This is a genomic window from uncultured Kiloniella sp. (genome assembly GCF_937128705.1).
Lineage (GTDB): Bacteria > Pseudomonadota > Alphaproteobacteria > Kiloniellales > Kiloniellaceae > Kiloniella.
In genome coordinates, this window is record NZ_CAKZMP010000275.1 from 1 (window position 1) to 21998 (window position 21998).

Sequence of the window (21998 nt, forward strand, 5' to 3'; positions counted from 1 at the left end):
CAGACGCGGATTAACAGGGAAAAAAGTACAAGTCGACCTTGATGGCGGCCCCCTATATATCTATTGGCAAGAAGACGGTACCGTCCTTATGACCGGCCCCGTTTCAAAAGCATTCGAAGGGGAAATTTCCCCCGAATTACTAGAAAGCACCCGCTAATATACACAAAGTAGATTCAATGCTTCGAATTTTCCTCTTTATTATTTTAACAACTTTCATTTCGGCATGCCAAACCACAAAAACCGATAAGATCGAAGATCCCTACGGGGCCTTTGCGGTTGGACACAACTTTACCCCGCTTCGGAATATCGATTTTGCAAAGGAAATGGAACGAAATATTCCAAATCCGGATAAGGCCATTCTGTTTATCTATAATCACGGCACCAGTAACGGTGGGCACGGGCAAAAGTGTTATCCTGAATCAATTCCGTCTTACGCACGTGCAATCGTGCGTCAACACGACAACACTGTAATTTTCTATCTATGCTCTCAACAAGTAAGCGGAAAAGCCCCGGGTGAGTCCCGTTATTTCAAAAGAAGTGTCGAACTAGAACTTCTTTTGGAAAGGTTTAAACGCCATGGGGTTACACCCGATAGAACATTTTTGTTAGGTCATTCAGGGGGCGCGTCAACCACCCTGATTGCTGCAGCAGATATACCGGATTCTTTTAACGGATTCATCGTTTCAGCCCCGGGATACGGCTTTGCCTATACGGGCGAAAGTAAAGAATCAGACGACTTGGCGCCTTATTATCAAATATGGAAAGCAACCATCGAACAGGCAACGGAAAAACCCGGGTTGGTTTATGCCTTCGAAGGCGACACAATCGCACCGCCAGAAGATCTTGATTTTATGGAAAACATGAAGAACATCACCCTACTCGTTCAAACCCCGGAAGACTGTGGCATTTCTGACTTTCATGGCTATCCTTGGAGCCGTTGCTTCAGAGAAAAAGAAACACCCAAAATTTGGCAATATATTCAACACCGTATTTCCATTGAACAGAAGCAAGCTTCCAATAGCACAAACTGACCATCCTCCAGCATAGCTGGCTTGCATAGCCGTTGCTGGACAAGGCTTGCGTGATCGTTCATAAAGCGGGCATGACAAAGAATCTGACAGATCCAAAGATTGTTACTTTTGGTTGCCGACTTAACACCTATGAGTCCGAGGTAATGCGTCAGCATGCCCGCGAAGCAGGCTTGTCAGACACTATAATTTTCAATACGTGCGCGGTCACGACAGAAGCAGAGCGTCAAGCCCGACAAAGTATTCGTAAAGCACGCCGCACCAACCCGGACGCAAAGATCATTGTTACGGGATGTGCCGCCCAGATTAATCCCGACCTCTACGCCAATATGGCAGAGGTTGATCATGTTATGGGCAACGAAGAAAAATTAAAGCGCGAAAGTTTTGACCTGGATCCAAACGCCAAGGTTTCCGTAAATGACATTATGGAAGCCACAGAAACGGCGGCTCATCTTGTTCATGGCTTTGAAGAACATACACGCGCTTTTGTCCAGATCCAGCAAGGCTGTAATCACCGCTGTACCTTCTGTATCATTCCTTTTGGTCGCGGCAATAATCGCTCTGTCCCGATCGGAGCAATTACCGAACAAGTCAGAACCTTGGTTAACAATGGCGTGCAAGAAGTCGTTTTGACCGGGGTTGATATCACCGATTATGGACTGGACCTACCGGGAAAACCAACCCTTGGCCAGATGACCCGCAGATTATTGGCTCAAGTACCAGAACTCAAACGCCTTAGGCTTTCTTCTCTTGATCCTGTAGAGATTGACGAAGATACCTACAGACTGTTCGGTGAAGAGCCACGAATCATGCCCCACTTGCATATTTCTTTGCAGGCCGGTGATGACATGGTTCTCAAGCGGATGAAACGGCGGCACTTAAGACAAGACGTCATCGACATGGTAGTCAAAGCCCGAGCACTACGTCCAGATGTTGTTTTCGGTGCAGATATCATTGCTGGTTTTCCAACTGAAACCGATGAAATGTTCGAAAACACCTATCGCCTGGTTGAAGAGCTGGGCCTGACCTATTTACATGTATTCCCCTATTCCGAGCGCCCGGGAACACCTGCAGCAAAAATGCCTCAAGTTCCGGGTAATCTTCGTAAAGAACGGGCTGCACGCTTAAGGGGTGCCGGACAAAAAGCGGAGAATCTTTTTATGCAGGGTAGAGTGGGTACGACAGCACAGGTCCTAATTGAAAAGAACGGGTTCGGCCGAACAGAACACTATGCACCTGTACAAGTTGATGCGCTGGAAGGAGATCTTTCCGGACAAGTCGTTCCTGTGTACATTGCGGATGTTCGTGATGGAAAGCTGCATGCCTACCCCTTAGGAACAAAAGCAGCCGACACAGCCAGATTCCAGATATCCAGCCAATAAGATGCCTCAATAATCTATTATAAACACCACAAAAAGAGTGATCCTCCAAATGAGCGAAGATAAGAAAAAAGGTGGCTGGTTTTCCCGCCTGAAAGCTGGACTTAGCCGTTCGTCCTCTAAGCTGGGTGACGGTATTGGCGGAATCTTCACCAAGAAGAAGTTGGACGACGAGAGTATTGAAGAGCTGGAAGAGCTTTTGATCACTTCTGATTTAGGCGTCGCAACCGCAACGAAATTAACAGAAAATCTAGCGAAAACCCGGTTTAACAAAGATGTCGAACCGCTTGAAATTTCAGAAACACTCGCAGAAGACATTGCAACAATTCTAGAACCTGTTGCAATCCCACTTAACGTTGACAGGTCCAAGTCCCCTCATATTATCTTGATGGTCGGCGTTAATGGTAGCGGTAAGACCACAACAATCGGCAAACTGGCAACTCAATACAAAGCTCAGGGTCTCAATGTTATGCTTGCCGCAGGTGATACCTTCAGGGCTGCAGCCATAGAACAGCTACAGATATGGGGGGACCGGACAGGATGCCCGGTTGTCGCCAAAGAAACCGGCGCAGATGCAGCAGGTCTTGCCTATGAGGCGATTGAACGTGCAAAGGCTGAAAATGCTGATGTTGTTCTTATTGATACTGCCGGTCGCCTCCACAACAAATCTGATTTAATGTCAGAGCTCCAGAAAGTCATTCGTGTTATTAAAAAGCTTGATGAGAATGCCCCCCACGACGTGGTCTTGGTACTGGATGCAACAACAGGCCAAAACGCCGTTTCACAGGTTGGCACCTTTAAAGAGCTCGTCGATATCACTGGCTTGGTTGTAACTAAATTGGACGGCTCTGCACGCGGGGGAATACTTGTCGCTTTAGCAGAAAAGTTCGGCTTGCCAGTTCATGCTATCGGGGTCGGTGAAACCGCCGATGATTTACGCCCCTTTACAGCCAAGGATTTTTCACGTTCTCTTATGGGGTTGGACAAGATCTAAATCGCCTCACCCCTCTCTTTGAAAATATAAAAGAAAAGCTCTTCCGTGTTCAAAAAATATCTCGTTCTTATCTGTGCTGCTTTTTCTGTTATCACGTCTTTATTATCTGCCAGTTATGCAGAACAAAATAAGCAGCTTGATTCAAACGAAGTCATCACTGAATACGGAAAAATAGCGACGGGGCTAGCATTAGAGGAAAGATGTCTGCTTCTTTCCCCGGTAGAAACCCGAGAGTATTATTGGCATCAATATCTACTCGACTTCTCTCTCAGCAAAATCTTTACCGGCTCTCCCGTTCTGACAATGATTCGTGGGACAGCACACCAGACCTCAAAAGATGAGCGCTTCAAATGTGATCAGGAATCATTGGATTTCATCCAAAGCTCACTCCAAAAAGCACGGGACCTGAATTTCAAGCTAACGGGTAAGGTCTTTGAACAAAACGTCAGCGACCATGCGTTCGACGAACAACGGATAACTATTATCGCCGCAGCCGCTGGTACAAATGCGGTTTGTAAGCACCTTTTGCCCGAATACGAAGAACAGTTACGGGTTGGCTATGAAGCACTAACCAATGCCATGAAAATGCGGTACCCGGAAAACCCGGATACATCTCGTATTAAAACTTCATATACCGAAGCAACCAATCAAGAAAAGACCTATTGTAACAAGCAAACTAACCAACAAGCTCTACAGGGGTGGCAGCTAACAAGACTGCTGATGCAACAATTCCGTTTGGCCTTTGCAACCAAGAAACCTTAGACTGCCTGCGCCAAACAACCGTTTCACATTTGAGATTATCCCCTTTGTCGGCACCGTGCTTGAGACAGCACACAAATCAGCTCGAACATAAGATTGACGCCAACGATTGCCGTTCCCCCCGATTGATCAAAGGGCGGAGAAACTTCAACCAAGTCCGCGCCAATCAAGTTCAAATCTCCGAGAGATCTGATCATCACCTGAGCATCAAAAGGGGTGTAACCACCAATTTCCGGGGTTCCCGTTCCTGGTGCATAACAGGGGTCCAAAGCATCAATATCAAAGGTCACATAGGCTCTTTCGTTGCCGACCACACGATGAATTTCTTTAATGACCTTTTGAATTCCAAGGTCAAAATACTCTTCGATAGTAATAACCCTTATGCCAACTTCTTGCGCATATTCTTCATCAGAACGATCATAACGTGATCCGCGAATGCCAACCTGCACAACACGCTTGGGGTCAAGCAATCCCTCTTCTATTGCGCGGCGGAACGGCGTTCCATGGGTAAGTTTACTTCCGCCAAAATAGCTATCATTCACATCCATATGGGCATCAAAATGCACCATCCCCACAGGACCGCTATCTGCGACAAGCCCGCGGAGAATTGGCAACGAAATCATATGATCCCCGCCAGCAACCATCGGCATGACACCTGCTTTACGAACACTCGCCATATAATCGGTGACACGTTGCATTGTCATATCAAGATCGACAGGATTAACTTTTACATCCCCAAAATCAGCAATTCGACAATCATCAAAGGGTGCGACCCAGGTTGCTCCGTTATAGCGACGGATCAGGCTAGACATATCCCTAAGCTGACGAGGTCCATGCCGTGTACCAGGTCGGTTAGTAACCCCTGCGTCCCATGGGACACCAATGATGCCAATATCATAACCAGTAATATCAGAAACATGAGGCAGTCTCATAAATGTCGCAATGCCACTGAATCGTGGCATGTCCATTCCATCTGGTGGTAATTCCGTTAATTTACTCATTCTTGCCTCACAAAATAAATCTCGCCTTTAGTGTCACCCTGCGAGTAACTTAATAAAATCATTAAATAACAAATATTACTTTGAGAATTATCAAACTATGAAAATTGACAATTTGGACCTTCGCCAACTTCGCGTATTCCTGACGGTTGCCGACTGTGGTGGTTTTTCACAGGCCCAGGCCGAGTTGAATTTCAGCATCTCGACAATTAGCATTCAAATGTCAGATTTGGAAACCCGACTTGGTATGCGCCTATGTCAACGGGGCCGGTCGGGCTTTTCACTCACAAAGGAAGGGGAACGTGTTTATAGCGCAGCTAAAACACTTTTTAGTCAGATAGATGGTTTTAACAACGAAATTCACGACCTGCGACAAGAGCTTAGTGGCAAGCTTTTGTTAGGCATCGCAGATAATCTGGTGACCCACCCAAACCCTTCGATTTCCCAAAGTTTGCACCAGCTTTTTAACATGGAGGGCAAAATAGAAACTGCGATCAGTATTCTTTCTCCTAATTTATTAGAAAGAGAAGTCCTCGACCAACGTCTGGATATTGCAATCGGCGCCTTTCCCAAGCAACTTCCCGGCCTTCTTTACCAACCACTCTTTACGGAAAATCAGATACTGTACTGCAGTTCAAAACATCCTCTTTTCAACAGTAACACGGACAAACTCAGCCTTCAGGATTTGGTTAAATACAAGGTGGCTCAACGTGGATATACGGCTGGACGACCTCACCCATCAAACATCAAAACAGCAGGATCAGGTGCCCTTTCTTATCAAATGGAGGGACTTGTTTATCTTGTTCTTTCTGGTCATTTCATTGCTCATCTTCCTGACCATCTCGCTCAGAAATGGGTAGAAAGGGGTGACATGAAAGCGCTCAATCCCCAAGGACTTGGCTATGAATCAACATTTGAATTAATTGTTAGGGCAGGTACACATGCATCACCCGTCCTTAAAGCTTTCAAACAGTGCTTGGCTACTTGTTTGGCCACAGAAAAGAAAAAGGACCCTGCTATAACCAAGGTCCCTTTTAACTGAATACCTAAGGGATAAAAAAACCTTAGGCCTCACGGATTTGATGAATAAAATCATCAACCTGTGTATTAAGCATTTCAGACTGTCGTGAAAGCTCTGATGCTGCACTTAAAACATCCTGTGCTGATCGACCCGTTTCTTCTACACCGCTTGTGACATCTGAAATAGTAGAAGACACTTCACCCGTAGCTGTCGCGGCCTCTTGAACATTACGCGATATCTCAAGCGTCGCCACCCCTTGCTCTTCTACCGCCGCAGCCACCGAAGACGTAATTTCATTTATTTGCTCAATAGTGCCTGTAATTTTACCGATGGCATCAGCCGCTGTATCTGTAGCCCCTTGAATACCCGTTACCTGTTGCGCAATTTCATCGGTTGCTTTGGCTGTCTGTGTCGCGAGACTCTTCACTTCACTTGCAACCACAGCAAAGCCTTTTCCAGCATCACCTGCACGGGCAGCTTCAATCGTGGCATTTAAAGCAAGCAAATTCGTTTGTTCCGCGATATCTGAAATTAACTTGATCACTTCCCCAATTTTGGTTGAAGCCTCTAACAACCCTGAAACCTGTGTGTTAGCATCTTCAGCTCTGGCGACAGCATCACCTGCAATACTTGTCGACTGACTGACCTGTCGGCTGATTTCATTAATCGAACTTGAAAGTTCTTCAGCCGCAGCAGCCACAGTCTGCACATTACCCGTGGCATGTTCTGAAGCAGAGGTTACGGCCACAGCCTGTTGAGATGTGTTACCAGCTGTTTCTTGCATCCCTTCTGAGGTACTTCTCATCTCCGTTGCCGCAGACGAAACAGTTTGAACGATCCCCTTCACTTCGCTCTCAAAGCGATCAGCAAGTTCGACCATAGCCTGTCGTTTTTCTTGTTCGTTTCGCTTCTCAACTTCCTTGCGTTCTTCTTCCAGTTTTTTAACGGCAATTGCATTGTCTCTAAACACCAGAACGGCCTTAGCCATATCAGCAATCTCATCATGACCGCTTGCCCCCCGGATCTCAACGTCCAGATTACCATCAACCAACTCTTGCATAGACGATGTAATCGACTTCACAGGGAAGATCACTCGCATGGCAACAATCCAAAATGAAACCAGGCCAGCAACGACACCAACAACCAAGATAATCAACGCCGTAACCATACGATTCCAGCTTTCCGTTGCGGCAGTATTTGCTAATTCTCCTGAAGTAATTGTTGTTACATCCACCAAATCCCAGAGAGGACTGATCGCACTTTCGGCTGTTTTAGACCACGTTGCCTCATCAACCGGATAGTCAGTGCCACGAATACCCTTTTTGAAAACAGTCTCACGCAGGCCTTCGAACTGATCCTTTGCAAAGAAACCAGCTTCCAGTTCGGTCATCACACCGGTAATTTTTTCTGCAGCCTCTGGCTTGTTTGTATAAACAAGAAAGTTCTGCCACGCGTTCTCCAACCGTCCGCGATCGGTATAGAAGTTCTTTAAACGTGTTCCCCGCAATTTGACCTTCTTAGAGATCACATAGGCCAAACCCGCTTTTTCTCGACTCGCATACTCACTCATGACCCAGGCACTTTCTTTTAAGCGCTGTACCATCGTAAAATTCGGACCTGATTTTTTGGGCTGAAACGAGGACCTTTCCCTCAGTATTTTCGACGCCATGATCATGCTTGTAATGGCGGGCTCTGCCGCAGACCCTACCTTGCGATCTCGCTGAAACTTCGGGACTGAGATATATGTGTCTATATCAGGACGCATCTCGACTAATAACGTATGAGTTGCCTGTACTGCTTCCAAAACAGCTGCTTTATCAAGAAACTTTGCATTAGCTTCCAACCACGAGAAAGCTTTCAGGAAATTCTCATCCCCTTGTTCCCGAGCATTGATAATATTCTTTTGCCCCGTCTCCGTTATCTCTTGACTCGATGCAATTGCAACAGACGTTAACGAACGCTCTTCTGCCCAATACTTTGCGGCTTGAATTAATTGCCCCTCAACCCTGTTATATTCCAGCGTTGTCTGCGTATCCTTATAATCTTGCCAATCATCCAAAACAGAGGTCGCGGCTTGGTAGATAACAAGTCCTGTTAGAATTAAAGCAACAGCATAAAGACTGTTACGAATAGTGAGGGCTTTAGACAGCATTTACTCGAACTCCATAGCATTAGCGACCCGGGATCGCGCGACCTGAAACACAAATGTAAGTTCGGATTATTTAACAACTAACTAATAAATACTTAGGGTCATGACTAGCTGAGGACTTATGATATGGTTCAAGGCTATGAAATCACGGAAAAATTGTTATGTGAAAAGTTCACAACTTTCTGAAGCCAAATTTCGGGAGCTTGTAAAATATTTTTCAGCCGATTTAACGGCCACTCAAATTGCCCAACTCAGCAACATTAATCGTAATACTATAAATCGGTATTTGCGTCTGATCCGGCATAGAATTGTAGAGCAAAGCGAGGCACAATGTTCATTTTTTGGCGTCGTTGAAGTGGATGAAAGTTGGTTTGGTGCGAGACGTGTTAAAGGGAAGCGGGGTCGTGGTGCTTTCGGAAAAACGACTGTTTTCGGTATCTATGAACGGCAAGGCCAAGTATACACCGAGATTGTACCAAACTGCTCAAAGGCAACGCTACAGGGGATCATACGTGGTAAAGTGAACATTGATAGCGTGGTGAATTCCGATGGATGGCGTGGCTACAATGGATTGGTCGACATCGGTTATGGTCACTTCCGCGTTGAGCATTCTAGGGATGAATTCGCCCGAGGACCTGTACATATCAATGGGATCGAAGGATTCTGGGGTTATGCAAAGGTACGCTTGGCAAAGTTTAGAGGAATGCACCCACAAACGTTTCTCCTCCATTTGAAAGAAACAGAGTTCCGATATAATATGAGAAACAAAAATATTGGCAGACACATACTGAAAATATGCAGAAAAAACCCTCTCAACTAGTCATGACCCAATACTTATATTTTAAAATTTTTATTGAAAATATTTATTCAACATAAATACAATTAAAAAATCCCTAAGTATAAAATAACTCTATACTAATCATAGCTAATACCTATACCGCGAATATATTTGGCAATAAGGCGTGCAAAGCTCAGGCTTCAAGGGGATTAGAAAATGGAGGAAACGAGCTTTTTTCCTGAACGGAATAGTGCTGATTAAGGGCCCACTCTACAGTTGGAAATGCCAAATCGCGCCAAGGAATATCATCTCGGTCAAAAAGAGCGACCGCTTGACTTTCAGGCCCGGCAGATACTTCCGGTTTGGACAACTTGGCCCGGTAAATAATCTGCACCTGACTGATTTGAGGAATAGAGTATATAGCGAGAAGCTGATCAATTTTTAGTTTTGCACGGGCTTCTTCCCAAGCCTCTCTGGCTGCTCCCTCGTCTGCAGTCTCATTCAACTCCATATAACCAGCTGGCAGCGCCCAATATCCGCGTCGAGGCTCTATTTCTCTTTTAACCAACAATACTTTTTGCTGCCAGGTAGCGACAACCCCGACAACGATTTTTGGATTTTCATAAATGACATATTCACAGGCATCACAAACCAGTCGTTCCCTGTCATCTAGCTCAGGAATTCTACGTGAAAAAGCTGCATCCGCAGGAATATGAAGATGATCATCATTACCCATCAGCTCAGCATGTCCCTGCCACGAGCCCAGAGCAAGAACAAAGGGCAAGGACACTTAAAAATGGAGGATTATCTTAGGCATATGAAAAGTAAAATAGGACGGCTTCGACAATACGTAATTCTTAACAAAATAAGAGATCAAAATTTTCATTTTTAATACAGCACATAAAAATAGCTATACTCTAATATTCAAAAACGATCCTCGGGGAAGTATTTTACCGGATTCAGCCGCTAGTTTTGCTGCATCAAATAACTCTTTCAGCCGCTCGGCAACGCCAAAGCTCCTAAGGTCACCCGTAAAGGGCTGAAGAACCTTTTGAAGCCCTCGCCGAGCAGGAGCTGTTTCTTTGGAGATCTCAGAGGATTCTTGTCTTGCGGATTGCTGCTTTGCGGTTCCATCCAGCGCTACACCTGATAAAAACCCAGCATCCGTTTTATTAGAAATTTTCATATCTGAATTATGGCAACTTCCCGTAAATAATATATTAACTGCACAAAAGCACTCTTTTTAGGTGAATAACAATGAGCACCCACAGCAATTAAGTTAAAATCAAATAATTACACAACTCTTTATTACAACTTATCAGTACCGATTCTTTTCGTGAAATTTTTATTAACAGCATAGAACTTGCTATTAACTATGCACATAAACTACTATATTTAGTATCAACTATGCACACCCATGCATATCGCCGAATAGTTTAACCAAAAAATTAAGACTATTTTCATAAATTTTGACGTAATTGTTTGTTTATGAGCAATCTACATGGGTGTGGATTCTCTGACAACAATAAGGACTAATGCAGTCAATAATGGCTGTGAACGCGCAAGTAGCGCACCGGGGTAAAAGGAAGCGGGGGTTCCCTTGCCGGAAAACCAGGATAATAACTTGCAAAAGTTGCTCTCAATGGCTCTAGACCGCTCGGTCAAAGGCCGAGAAGCGCTTGCGCGGACAATCGGCCATCTTTTTTCAGAAGAAGAAGTCGCTCTTTCTGAATTAGAGAGAGCCTTGATGACGGACATCTTGGGCAAACTGATCAGCGATGTAGAACAGTTGGTCCGCCAGGCCCTAAGCGAGGAACTTGCCGCAACCAAGACCGTTCCTCATGAGCTGATTCTAATGCTTGCGAACGACGACATCGAAGTTGCTCGCCCGATCTTAATGAATAGCGATATCTTAAAAGATCAAGATCTGGTCGACATTATCAAATCTCGGACTCATCAACATCAACTCTCTATCGCACTCCGGAATGAATTAAGCAGCGAAGTTTCTGATGCCTTGATCAATACGGGCAAAAAAGACGTTATCAAAACACTCCTTGAAAACAAAAACGCATCTATTTCAGAACTAACGTTAGAGTATCTGGCCGATCAATCCCGGCGCATTGATGATTTCCAAGAGCCCCTAATCAACAGAGAAGATTTACCTATACACCTTGCAGAACGCATGTATTGGTGGGTATCAGCAGCCCTAAGATCACATATTCTCAAGAATTTCCCAGTTGATATTCAGGACATAGATAACAAGATACAATCTGGCGTTCATAAACTTGTTGACCAAGATAGAATAAAGCCAACGCCGCATGCCCCTTCGACAAAGCTCGCGCAAAAGCTAAAACAAAATAACCTGCTTACCGTAGAAAGTCTGGTTCAATCTCTTCGTCAGGGGGAAATTGAATTGTTCGAAAGTATGTTCTGTGAAATGAGCGGCTTTCGCCCGGGCGGTCTAAGAAAAGCACTTTATGAAACGAAGGGCGAAGGTATTGCTATTCTATGCCTCGCAATGGGGATTCCCAAACAAACGTTCGCGACGATCTTTTTACTTAGCCGCAAAGGTAATCCTCGTGGACAAACGACAGATCCCCGCGACCTTTCCCGAGCAATGTTAATCTATGATAAAGTCAACAAAGATGACGCTCAGTTAATTACAGATTCCTGGCGTATGGATCCCAAATATCAAGACGCCATAAGCGGAATCGATGCAGCCTCGCCCGAAGAAAAAGCAGCTAGCGGGGCAAAAGCGTCGTGATGGTAAAAGAAACAAAAGGGCGTATCGTGAAGCTCCCCAAGGATCGCGATACGAAGAATAAAAGCGCCGGCCTTCCTCATAATTTGAGCAGCTCGCTGGAAATTATTTCTGCCCTTAAAAATGACATTGTTCATAACGGCCCTCCAACGTGCGTCATAAGTAATGAAGGTCAGGTTATATTTGCCAATACCGCCTATGAAACAATCGCCGTAGAAATGGAAGATGCCGGGTTAATAGAAAATGCTATTGCCCCTCCTTATAGTCCAGCAGAAATAGAAGCAATCAAATCAGCTGGCGGAAGCAACCCCGATGAATATACCATTGTCATCAACAAGAAAGTCCAACACTATTTAGCTTCCTATCACTATATAAATGGCATCAAAAATCATTCTGGCGCAACAGCTGTTGTTCTTAGCCCTTATGACGAAAACGCCCGTCTAAAAGAGGTTTTAACGTCTGTACAGGGCCGTCTGAATGATATGAGCAGGCTGGTTTCAGACTGGACGTGGGAAACAGATAAAAATCTGAATTTTACCTACGTGTCCCCACAGGTACAAAAAGCATTGGGATACCATCCAAGTGAACTTCTGGGACGGAGCATCAAAGACCTGATCGTCGAAGAACCAGATCATGTCTTCCCGAATACATCCGCAGCAGATACCCACAAACCATTCAGGGACGAACAACTGTCAATCCTGAGCCGGTCCGGCGAAGAGCGGCTGTTCCTAGTCAGTGGCCTAGCCTTTTATAACAATGACAATCGTACCTATGCCGGTTATCGGGGAAGCGCCCGAGATGTTACAGAACAGCAACACCAGCAAGGGGCGCTGAGAACAGCTAAGGAAACAGCTGAAGTCGCCAATCGGGCTAAGTCTGAATTTCTAGCTAATATGAGTCACGAGCTTCGCACACCACTAAACGCTATCATCGGCTTCTCCGAGATGATGTCATCTCAGCTTTTGGGACCTCTTGGTAACAAACAGTATCATGAATATTCCCACGATATTCACACCTCTGCCCGCCACCTGTTAAGCGTGATCAACGACATTCTGGACGTTGCAAAGATAGAAGCCGGGAAGCTCGAACTCCTAGAAGATGCGACAGATCCTCTCAAATTAGCAGTTTCAGTCCAGCGCCTGATGATAGAGCGCGCTGAAAATGCGGGTTTGAAACTGAAACTGTCCCTACCGTCAAAGCTTCCGCTTATTTATGCAGACCAACGAAAGCTGAAACAGGTACTGATCAATCTACTCGCGAATTCTGTCAAATTCACACCTTCAGGCGGGACAGTGGAACTTGCAGGCGGGGTGAATGACGTCGGTGATTTCGAATTTGTCGTTATGGATACCGGAATCGGTATGTCCGAAGAGGATATACCAAAAGCTTTTGAGCCATTTGCCCAAATCGACAGTACTTTAAGTCGACAGTTTGACGGTACAGGCCTTGGCCTTCCATTAGCACAAGGCCTCATCAGGCTTCACGGCGGTGAACTTGAAATGACCAGTGATCCCGGCAAAGGAACTTCTGTAAAATGTGTACTTCCCGGATCCAGAATCCTGCCTTCTTAAAGCACTTATCAACACGAATCTAACCCAGTTGGTTTCGCACTGCACAAAACAGATGCGTCCCTTCATTCCCCTGTGCTAGGCTTTTGCTCTCTTCTTTTAGTCCGGAGTCTAAAGCCGGGTATGCAACATACACCTGTTAATTTTGGCTCCACCAGAGCCGCCTATATTCAGGGAGCAAAAGATGCTCTCTCCATACCAGCTCTCATTTTAGGCAGTACCTATATGGGGTTTGGCGCCCTAGTCAGTGAAACTGGTCTGGAAGTTTGGCATGCCTTGATCTCAACGGCTGTAAACTGGGCTATTCCGGGGCAAATTGCGACAATGGAACTTTATGCGATCAATGCCTCGCTGTTTGCTATTGCCGCCGCAGTTGGTCTGATTAATTGCCGATTAATGCCCATGACAATTGTCTTGATGCCCTTTATACGCAACAAAACAACGCCAAAAATTGTTTACTACTTCATGAGCAATTTTATCGCGGTCACAGGGTGGGCTGCTGCAATGAAACTGTGTCCCAAATTACCCGAAGAACAACGCCTTCCCTACTTCACAGGTTTTGTCATCCCCTTGTGGTCCATTTGCATGCTCGCAACCTTCGTTGGATATCACCTTCCTGGTGTGCTTCCCGCCGAAGTTACAATGGGTTTGGTGTTCCTAAACCCCGTTTACTTTATGCTGGTCTTTCTTGCTGATTTCACACAACCCGGCCGACCAACAGCCTTAATTCTTGGCGCAATTTTAGGTCCACTAACCTTTTTATTCACACCCAATTGGAGCTTGCTCATAACTGGGTTGGTTGCTGGCACAATTGCCTTCCTAATCAGCGAGCACAGATTCAAAAAAGCTCAATCATCATGAATGGATTAGACAGCTTTCTAAGTTCGGATTTTATGGCCCCCATGGCTGCATTGGGTGTCGCTGCAGCCGTTACTTATTTTTGGCGAGGACTGGGCGTTGCCGTATCAGGCAAAATGGATAAAGACAGCGCCATTTTCCGCTGGGTTACATGCGTTGCCTACGCATTACTCGCAGGGCTAATTGCTCGGATGATCCTTTTACCCATCGGCCCATTGGCTGAATTGGGATTAGAACAACGTGCCGGTGCCACAATCATTTCTCTAGCTGTCTTTTTTCTGACTCGAAAAAACCTACTCGCCGGAGTAACTGCGGGAGCCGTAGCACTGGTTCTAATGGCAAGACTGGGGCCGCTATAAAAAGGCCCCAGCTAAAGGTACAGTTTAACCTACTCACAACTTATTAAGCTGCGTCTTCCAATGCCTTTACCCCAGGAAGTGTCTTTCCTTCCAGCCACTCAAGGAATGCTCCGCCCGCCGTTGAAATATAAGAAAAATCCTTATCAACCCCAGCATGAACCAAAGCGGCAACCGTATCCCCTCCGCCCGCAACAGTTAGGAGATCACCAGATACCGTTAGAGCGGCTGCGGCTTGAGCCACTGAATTAGTGGCAGCATCAAATGGCTCTGTTTCAAAACAGCCAAGCGGACCGTTCCAAACCAGTGTCTTACAATTTTCCAATTCAGCAATGATTTCATGCGCGGTTTGTTGCCCTGCATCCAAGATCATTTGATTCTCAGGAACAGCAGAAGCCCCAACAGTAGATGTTGGTACATTTTCCGCCAAAGTCTCTGCGACGACAACATCAGATGGTAACATTACCTTACAACCTTGTGCCTCAGCTTCCTTGAGAATAGCCCGTGCTGTATCCGCCATTTCATGTTCACAAAGAGAACGGCCAATTTCGACTCCTTGCGCATTCAAAAAGGTATTGGCCATACCACCGCCAATAACCAGCACATCAACTCGTCCCACCAGATTACTAAGCAACTCCAGTTTGGTAGATACCTTCGCCCCACCGACCAGCGCAGCAACAGGGCGTTTTGGTTGCCCTAGCGCCTGTGTCAGATGCTCCAGTTCCGTTTGCATCAAACGTCCTGCCGCTGCAGGAAGTAAGCGTGCCAACCCTTCAGTAGAAGCATGTGCGCGGTGTGCAGCAGAAAAAGCATCGTTGATGTAAACATCCCCAAGCTTTGCAAGCTCTTGCGCGAAGGAAGAATCATTTGCCTCTTCACCAGCGTGAAACCTAAGGTTTTCAAGCATAATGATGTCACCATTTTTTAACGCGTCGACCTGCGCACTAATTTCGGTACCAATACAATCATTTGCGAAGGCAATTTTTTCACCGCCTAAGGCATCGGAAAGGCCCTGAGCAACGGGCGCCAAACTCATTTCAGGAACGACGTTACCTTTTGGGCGTCCGAAATGAGCCATTAGGATTATTTTTGCGCCTTGAGCCTTCAAATCCCGAATTGTTGGCAAAACCCGCACGATACGACTGTTATCAGTAATTTTTCCGTCCCTGATCGGAACATTAAAATCCACCCTGACAAGCGCACGCTTTCCGCTCAACTGAAGATCGTCAATAGTTTGAAATTGAGTCATGATTACTTCCTGTTGTTCTTATAAGACTTCTGGCGCCCAAATCGTTTTTTATTTAAAGGAAGTCGTACAGAGTCACCCCATCAAATTCAAGCAAGAAGTGGATACTATAGCCCTGTTCGAGAAATCAGGATATAAACGGCATGAATGGTCATAGGCGTTGGAATTCCAGCAATCTGGGAAAGCAAGATAGTTGGATACATCAATACCGGATATATCAATACTGAAACCAAAAAAATGACCCAAAGGGACTATTGCGAGAAGGATGGCAAACGTGGAACAAAAGATCAGGACTGTTCTAGAGAACACAGCTCGCAAACATCAAACCATTAGCTATCGCATGCTTGCTATCGAAGCTGAAATTCCTGGTCCGCAAATTATTCATAAATTAACAAATGTACTGGAAGACATACTCCGGCAAGACCATCAAAACGGCGCTCTTTCACTCGTCCCTGTGGCAGTCAGTCGAGGGGAGCCAGCTATTCCACGCAATGGCTTTTTCATTCTATTAAAAGAGCTCGGCCTTTATGACGGGCCAGAACAAGGCCCGGAAGCTATTGATAAACACACTGCATTACTTGCTGAAATATATAGCACGATGCCCAAGGTTTAACATTGAGAACACAGCAAACCAGAAATTAGCCAATCCCTCCCAAAAAAATCCCTTATAAAATGAGATACTGACTTTCGACATTTATAAGAGATTTAAAACTAGCCTTTAGTTACCGCACGTTAGCTCTTTGAAACCATCACAGCGATAGCTTGAACAAATTTCTTTGGACCCCATGTTGATGGTCGGAAAAAGAGAGCCAATGTTATCATCCCTGACCCAAGCAACAGCTGTTCCATGACCTTTTTTCTTACACCATTCAACGGCAGCAGGCTCGCCACAGTTCGTTCCAGGAGTTAGACAGTAGTTCAGACGATAGGCATCAAAAACAGGGAACTCATAGGTGGTCCCCCCAACTGCCGTTGGACTAACAAATCGTTGTGCGGTTTCAGTCGGCAAACTTCCTTGATCAGCTGACGTTTCCGAGCCCAAAGGTTGACTTTCAACATTTTCGGCGGGTTTCGCTTCAAACAACTGATAAGACGACGTAAACAACGGGTTTTCAGATTGAGATGTAATCGCCTGCCGCTGAAGCTCACCCTCTGTCACCTGAGTTGGCTGAGGGATCAAGGCATCATCACCTGCCGGGGTAATGCCAGCAGCGACAAGATCAGAATCCGCAGGGCTATATGCTGGAGCTTGAAATGTTGTCCCCGGTTCGGGTGCCGTAAACGTCTGAGGTGCAGGGGCAGAGAACGTCTGGGGCTCAGGCGCCACAAATGTTTGCGGCTCTACGGCTGAAGTCGCCGCTTTAGGAGCAGCATTTTGTACGACTGCAGACTGCTGTACTTCTGTCCCCTGCTTCACAGCGGGAACTTCGGCTGTTGGCGTTGCTGATTGCACAGACACAGATGGAGAAGCAACATTTTGCTGAGCAGGCGCTTTTGCAACAACGGTCTTAGGGGCAGAACTTGCAACGGCTAACCCTGATATGGAGGCAGCCGGACCGGATACATATTCAACTTTTACAGAACGAGCACGCCCTTTATAGCCATAATCAGCAAGATTAAACTTGCGAATACTCTCTGCTTTGAAAGGAAACGTAACGTGATTTCCCTGACAATCCGGGAAATCATATAATGTTGCCCGCACGCGGTGGCGAACGGACTGATAAGCCCCATCCATCCCGTCGGGATGCATAAAGATCAGCTGGTCACTATCGTTAAATCGAAAGGTTCCACGTTCTCCGGCATAGGTCGTTGGACCAACCAGGTTTTGGCAATATCCCGTACGCCCTTTGTCCCATGCAGGAATAAAGGCGCGTCTGTAGTTCAACTGTTCAAGAACATTTGCACAGCCACGGCTATAGGTATTCAAACGCTGCAACATAAGAATTCCCGGTGGAGGCCCCATGTCTCGGCGATAAATAATCATGGATGAATAGGTATCATCTTTCGGAGCCGCCATTGAAACCGGTGCATCATTTACACGCTTTAGCGGAACCAAGTCAGCAGATGCCCCCTGCCACAACAGATGAGGTTCTTCTTTACTCCCTAAAAGCGGGGAACAGGATTTATCAGTGGTTTGAAACAACGGCCCTTCGAAAAACAACGCCCCAACTTGGGAACCAAGCTTCACAGAAGAAACCCGACCAGAAAGATCACCGAGAGAAGGAACAAAAGAATAAAGCTGGTCAGCAGAAAGTTCAAAAACTTTCGCGGCCCCCGCATACTCTAATCCATCAAACGCAATAAGTTGATTAGGAGCTGGCTCTCCGGCCAAATCCTGAGCATGAACTGTTCCTGCCAGAGAGCTGAAACCAGCCACAATAGCCACCATCGTTCCGGCAATACGCCCTAATGCTCTCATACGACTTACTTTCCTCATCTCACACAGAATCTTCTTCTGTCTGGCAACTAAATTGGTTCAAACGCACTTTAAAAAGTATTGGCAAAATAACAGGAAGATCCGGGAAAGAAAACCACCTTGATCTTTCCAATGAAATTCCTGTTCAAATTCTATCTGATCAGATAATGCTCCCCAAGAGAAGTCACCTGATTACATATAAAAAACGGCCCGACAAACGGACCGTTTTTCATTATCTGTTACCGGAATTAGCCCGCTTTTGAAAAGCGTTCAGCAACGTATTCCCAGTTTACAAGACTATCAACAAACGCTTTTACGTAATCTGGGCGCGCATTGCGGTAATCGATGTAGTAAGAGTGTTCCCACACATCACAACCAAGAAGCGCGTGACCACCAGTTACCAATGGATTTTCGCCATTTGCTGTTTTGGTCACAGCAAGCTTGCCGCTGTCGTCGAGCACAAGCCAGCACCAACCGGAACCGAACTGTGTCACACCAGCGTTTACGAAATCAGCTTTGAACTGATCAACACTACCGAAGTCTTCGATGATTTTCTTTTCAAGTTCACCAGGAATAGCGCCACCGCCATTTGGCTTCATCATGTTCCAGAACTCAATATGGTTCCAGTGCTGTGCAGCATTGTTAAAAATGCCCGCTTTAGACGCATCGCCAAAAGAGCCTTTAACGATCTCTTCAAGGGACTTACCTTCTAGGTCTGAACCTTCGAGAAGTTTGTTACCATTTACAACATAGGCGTTATGGTGTTTGTCATGGTGAAACTCAAGAGTTTCTGCAGACATGTATGGTCCCAGTGCGTCGTAAGCATATGGAAGGGCTGGTAATTCAAGAGCCATGAGATTTCCCCAATTCTTTAGTTTCGTTTCAGTGTTCGAATTTCTGCCGCACTTTAGCCCGTTTACCCCCTGTTTCAAAAGCGAAAACCGCATCTATATGATTTTCAGTTCCGAATAATCAAAAAGAAAAGAAAATCGGGAACAGATAAACGGGACATTCAAGCGAAAGGCTATTTATTTCTCGATCTTAAGTGTTAAAGCAGAAAGACATTTAAGTGTCTCCTCACTCACATGGTGTTCCACACCCTCGGCGTCAATCTCTGCCGTTGCATCACTGACGCCCGCGGCCTTCAAAAAACGAACGACAATTTCATGCCGACGGCGTGCAGCCAAAGCCATTTCACGCCCCTCCTCCGTCAAGAAAATCGATCGATAAGGCTTAGAAATAACTAGTCCCTCGCGCTGTAGGCGTTGGATTATCTTATTAACGGTCGCGTGACTGACGCCCATACGTTCAGCCAGTTCAACGACTCGTGCCTCACCATTCACATTGATCAAATCATCAATCAATTCTACGTAATCTTCGGCGACTTCTGTTTTATGGGCTTCGCGGACACGCTCAAACTTTGCAGCCTGTTGTTCTGCATCTTCTAACTCTAAGTTCGATTCAGCGTTTCCCGGGTCAGTAACTGATGCCATGGACTTAAATATTACCTTCCGCCATTCATCTTAAGATCTACTCTGCTTCGCCCCTTACTTACCTTAAAGAATCCCGTATGTAAAAGAGCAAGCTCTTTCATTTATTCTTTAAAAATTTCTTTTTAGGCCCATACGAAACATACGAAGGCACACGCCAATCATTATGCCATTGACACCAAATGTAGCCTAGGCTACAAATTAACCTATCAGCAACATAACGTTGCCCTTCTACGCGAATCGATTCCCTCTCGCCCAAAGACCCAAAAGCAAACGGACCAGAAGAAACAAATGATGTTATTTAAATCGTTTACCTTTGTAACAAAGACTATCTTAGCAGCAGCGATGCTCATCGCATCTGGTCAGCTAGCCAAAGCTGATAAACCCGTTGTTGTTACCACCATTGCTCAGATTGCCGATGTCGTCAGCCATATCGTCGGGGATAAGATGGAAGTGGACAGTCTGATGGGCGAAGGCGTTGACCCCCACACCTATCGGATGAACAGATACGATGTTGCCGCCCTAACCAAGGCCGACATTGTTCTCTATAATGGTCTCTATCTAGAAGCCCAAATGGAAGACGCCCTAGAGCGTATGGCCACAAAGAAGCCAGTGATTCCTTTGGCAGAAACGATCAATGAATCTCTGCTATTAACCAGTCAGGATTACGAAAACAAAAACGATCCCCATGTTTGGATGGATGTCCGAAAGTGGATGGCCGTGACCAGTAAAGCACTTGATGTTATTAAAAAGCACGACCCAGTAAACGCCGATTTCTACGACAAAAATGCCGCCGAATATTTGATCAAACTGGAACAGCTTAATGGATATGTAGAAACTGTTCTTGCAACTGTTCCTTCGAACGAGCGAGTTGTTATCTCTGCTCATGATGCTTTTAACTATTTTGGCAAAGCATACGGCTTTGAAGTTGTCGGCATTCAGGGGTTAAGCACCGCAAGTGAAGCAGGGTTAAAAAAGATTGAAACCCTTGTTGATCTTATCGTGACACGTAAGATCAGCGCCGTTTTTGTTGAAAGTTCTGTAGCCGATCGAAATGTAAAAGCTTTAATTGAAGGCGCTAAAGCTCGTGGTCATAACATAACAATCGGGGGCACGCTTTTTTCCGATGCTATGGGGCCTGCGGGAACCTACGAAGGCACCTATATCGGCATGCTTGATCACAATGCGACGGTAATTAGCCGCGCCCTTGGGGGTGAAGCACCGCTAGCTGGCATGAGCAAACAATTGACCTTGACCCAACACACAGCTAACTAAGGCTGTACAGGAAACTTTCCGATGATCGCGAAACTATTGAAATTGCAACCGAGTACATCCCTCAACTCAGAGGTCGCAAAGAAAGCCCCCTTGGCAATCGAAGGACTTTCTGTTGCCTATCACCACAAGCCAGTGGTCTGGGATCTCTCGTTTATTGCGCCGGAGAAAGGGTTGGTCGCGGTCGTAGGCCCCAATGGGGCCGGGAAGTCAACCTTCATCAAAGCTGCCCTTGGCTTGATCCCGAAACTATCGGGGGAAATCACCGTTTACGGTAAGCCCGTGGACAAGCAACGCAAGCTTATCGGATACGTCCCTCAAAGGGGCAGTGTGGACTGGGATTTCCCCGCCTCTGCGCTTGATGTTGTCACCATGGGACTTTACGGCGAGATAGGCTGGCTGAAACCCGTTCGAAAAAGCCATAAAGAACAGGCCCTATCTTATTTAGAGAAAGTCGGGATGGTCGATTTCGCAGATCGGCAGATCGGACAGCTATCTGGCGGGCAACAACAACGTGTTTTTCTTGCCCGCGCACTGGCACAGGACGCATTGCTTTATTTCATGGATGAACCTTTTGTCGGTGTCGATGCCGCGACAGAACGTGCCATTATCAATGTTTTGAAAAAGCTAAAAGATCAGGGGAAAACGGTAATCTGTGTTCACCATGATCTTCAATCGGCCCCGGATTATTTCGATCACGCGCTTATTCTCAATGTCAGGCCAGTGGCCAGTGGCCCAATGCACGAGGCCTTTACCTCTGAAAACTTGCAACGCGCCTACGGTGGCCGCCTTGCACCTTCAGAATTGTCAGGGTTGATGTCTCTCGCAGGCCAGTGATCCTAACCTCAAGGCCCAGAACACATTAAAAACCAGAAAATACCACCAGCAACGCCAAAGGCAGAATCGTGCTTCAGGAACTTTTTGA

The 21998-nt window shown here is 46.0% G+C and carries 21 protein-coding genes; 13 read left to right on the plus strand and 8 right to left on the minus strand.

The genetic code is table 11. The annotated features are described in order from the left end of the window. Positions 1 to 176: 176 nt before the first annotated feature. From Q0241_RS13885 to Q0241_RS13900, 4 genes are all read left to right on the plus strand, one after another. The gene (locus Q0241_RS13885; RefSeq protein ID WP_299378506.1) at positions 177 to 1031 is read left to right on the plus strand and encodes a hypothetical protein; all 855 of its coding nucleotides are present in this window, start codon (positions 177 to 179) and stop codon (positions 1029 to 1031) included. A gap of 71 nt (positions 1032 to 1102) precedes the next feature. Further along, positions 1103 to 2410 carry a tRNA (N(6)-L-threonylcarbamoyladenosine(37)-C(2))-methylthiotransferase MtaB gene (gene mtaB, locus Q0241_RS13890; protein ID WP_299378545.1) on the plus strand — a complete coding sequence of 436 codons (1308 nt, stop codon included), beginning with the start codon at positions 1103 to 1105 and terminating at the stop codon, positions 2408 to 2410. Between the two features lie 49 nt (positions 2411 to 2459). After that, on the plus strand, positions 2460 to 3401 hold the full coding sequence (gene ftsY, locus Q0241_RS13895) for a signal recognition particle-docking protein FtsY (RefSeq protein WP_299378508.1): 942 nt from the start codon (positions 2460 to 2462) through the stop codon (positions 3399 to 3401). A gap of 45 nt (positions 3402 to 3446) precedes the next feature. Then, the gene (locus Q0241_RS13900; RefSeq protein WP_299378510.1) at positions 3447 to 4163 is read left to right on the plus strand and encodes a hypothetical protein; all 717 of its coding nucleotides are present in this window, start codon (positions 3447 to 3449) and stop codon (positions 4161 to 4163) included. 35 nt (positions 4164 to 4198) lie between these two features. On the opposite strand, the gene speB is transcribed toward Q0241_RS13900, so the two are convergent. After that, entirely contained in the window at positions 4199 to 5161 is a 963-nt protein-coding gene (gene speB, locus Q0241_RS13905) for an agmatinase (protein ID WP_299378512.1), read from the minus strand. Between the two features lie 97 nt (positions 5162 to 5258). Here speB and Q0241_RS13910 point away from each other — a divergent pair, with 97 nt between their 5' ends. Beyond that, the gene (locus Q0241_RS13910) at positions 5259 to 6200 is read left to right on the plus strand and encodes a LysR family transcriptional regulator (RefSeq protein ID WP_299378514.1); all 942 of its coding nucleotides are present in this window, start codon (positions 5259 to 5261) and stop codon (positions 6198 to 6200) included. Between the two features lie 22 nt (positions 6201 to 6222). Here Q0241_RS13910 and Q0241_RS13915 read toward each other — a convergent pair whose 3' ends face one another. Then, positions 6223 to 8331: a methyl-accepting chemotaxis protein gene (locus tag Q0241_RS13915; protein ID WP_299378516.1), complete on the minus strand. Its 2109-nt coding sequence runs from the start codon at positions 8329 to 8331 to the stop codon at positions 6223 to 6225. A gap of 136 nt (positions 8332 to 8467) precedes the next feature. On the opposite strand from Q0241_RS13915, the gene Q0241_RS13920 reads away from it, so the two are divergent. Further along, on the plus strand, positions 8468 to 9148 hold the full coding sequence (locus Q0241_RS13920; protein ID WP_299378518.1) for an IS1595 family transposase: 681 nt from the start codon (positions 8468 to 8470) through the stop codon (positions 9146 to 9148). 151 nt (positions 9149 to 9299) lie between these two features. Here the strand turns inward: Q0241_RS13920 and Q0241_RS13925 are convergent, their stop codons facing one another. Together Q0241_RS13925 and Q0241_RS13930 are read right to left on the minus strand one after the other, a co-directional pair. Beyond that, a complete protein-coding gene (locus Q0241_RS13925; protein ID WP_299378520.1) occupies positions 9300 to 9842 on the minus strand; it encodes an NUDIX hydrolase in 543 nt (180 codons plus the stop codon). Positions 9843 to 10016: 174 nt separating this feature from the next. Continuing rightward, positions 10017 to 10292, minus strand: coding sequence for a hypothetical protein (locus Q0241_RS13930; protein WP_299378522.1), 276 nt, complete (start codon positions 10290 to 10292; stop codon positions 10017 to 10019). Between the two features lie 438 nt (positions 10293 to 10730). Here Q0241_RS13930 and Q0241_RS13935 point away from each other — a divergent pair, with 438 nt between their 5' ends. From Q0241_RS13935 to Q0241_RS13950, 4 genes are all read left to right on the plus strand, one after another. After that, the gene (locus Q0241_RS13935) at positions 10731 to 11870 is read left to right on the plus strand and encodes a DUF2336 domain-containing protein (RefSeq protein WP_299378524.1); all 1140 of its coding nucleotides are present in this window, start codon (positions 10731 to 10733) and stop codon (positions 11868 to 11870) included. Continuing rightward, positions 11870 to 13438: a PAS domain-containing sensor histidine kinase gene (locus Q0241_RS13940; protein ID WP_299378526.1), complete on the plus strand. Its 1569-nt coding sequence runs from the start codon at positions 11870 to 11872 to the stop codon at positions 13436 to 13438. The genes Q0241_RS13935 and Q0241_RS13940 overlap by 1 nt, the downstream gene beginning before the upstream one ends. A 120-nt stretch (positions 13439 to 13558) precedes the next feature. Beyond that, positions 13559 to 14296 (plus strand): AzlC family ABC transporter permease, encoded by a 738-nt coding sequence (locus Q0241_RS13945; protein WP_299378528.1) that lies wholly within the window; start codon positions 13559 to 13561, stop codon positions 14294 to 14296. Next, complete coding sequence (locus Q0241_RS13950) at positions 14293 to 14652, plus strand: AzlD domain-containing protein (RefSeq protein WP_299378529.1); 360 nt, start codon at positions 14293 to 14295, stop codon at positions 14650 to 14652. Before Q0241_RS13945 ends, Q0241_RS13950 begins: the two co-directional genes overlap by 4 nt. Positions 14653 to 14695: 43 nt before the next feature. On the opposite strand, the gene Q0241_RS13955 is transcribed toward Q0241_RS13950, so the two are convergent. Further along, on the minus strand, positions 14696 to 15898 hold the full coding sequence (locus tag Q0241_RS13955) for a phosphoglycerate kinase (protein WP_299378531.1): 1203 nt from the start codon (positions 15896 to 15898) through the stop codon (positions 14696 to 14698). A gap of 271 nt (positions 15899 to 16169) precedes the next feature. Here Q0241_RS13955 and Q0241_RS13960 point away from each other — a divergent pair, with 271 nt between their 5' ends. Continuing rightward, positions 16170 to 16508, plus strand: a complete 339-nt coding sequence (locus Q0241_RS13960; protein ID WP_299378533.1) for a hypothetical protein — start codon at positions 16170 to 16172, stop codon at positions 16506 to 16508. A gap of 105 nt (positions 16509 to 16613) precedes the next feature. Here the strand turns inward: Q0241_RS13960 and Q0241_RS13965 are convergent, their stop codons facing one another. From Q0241_RS13965 to mntR, 3 genes are all read right to left on the minus strand, one after another. Continuing rightward, positions 16614 to 18314: a hypothetical protein gene (locus tag Q0241_RS13965; protein ID WP_299378535.1), complete on the minus strand. Its 1701-nt coding sequence runs from the start codon at positions 18312 to 18314 to the stop codon at positions 16614 to 16616. A gap of 245 nt (positions 18315 to 18559) precedes the next feature. Beyond that, positions 18560 to 19165: a superoxide dismutase gene (locus Q0241_RS13970; protein WP_299378537.1), complete on the minus strand. Its 606-nt coding sequence runs from the start codon at positions 19163 to 19165 to the stop codon at positions 18560 to 18562. Positions 19166 to 19339: 174 nt separating this feature from the next. Then, a complete protein-coding gene (mntR, locus tag Q0241_RS13975) occupies positions 19340 to 19804 on the minus strand; it encodes a manganese-binding transcriptional regulator MntR (protein ID WP_299378539.1) in 465 nt (154 codons plus the stop codon). 288 nt (positions 19805 to 20092) lie between these two features. Here mntR and Q0241_RS13980 point away from each other — a divergent pair, with 288 nt between their 5' ends. Together Q0241_RS13980 and Q0241_RS13985 are read left to right on the plus strand one after the other, a co-directional pair. Further along, on the plus strand, positions 20093 to 21076 hold the full coding sequence (locus Q0241_RS13980) for a zinc ABC transporter substrate-binding protein (protein WP_299378541.1): 984 nt from the start codon (positions 20093 to 20095) through the stop codon (positions 21074 to 21076). 21 nt (positions 21077 to 21097) lie between these two features. Further along, entirely contained in the window at positions 21098 to 21910 is an 813-nt protein-coding gene (locus Q0241_RS13985; protein ID WP_299378543.1) for an ABC transporter ATP-binding protein, read from the plus strand. Positions 21911 to 21998 lie beyond the last annotated feature (88 nt).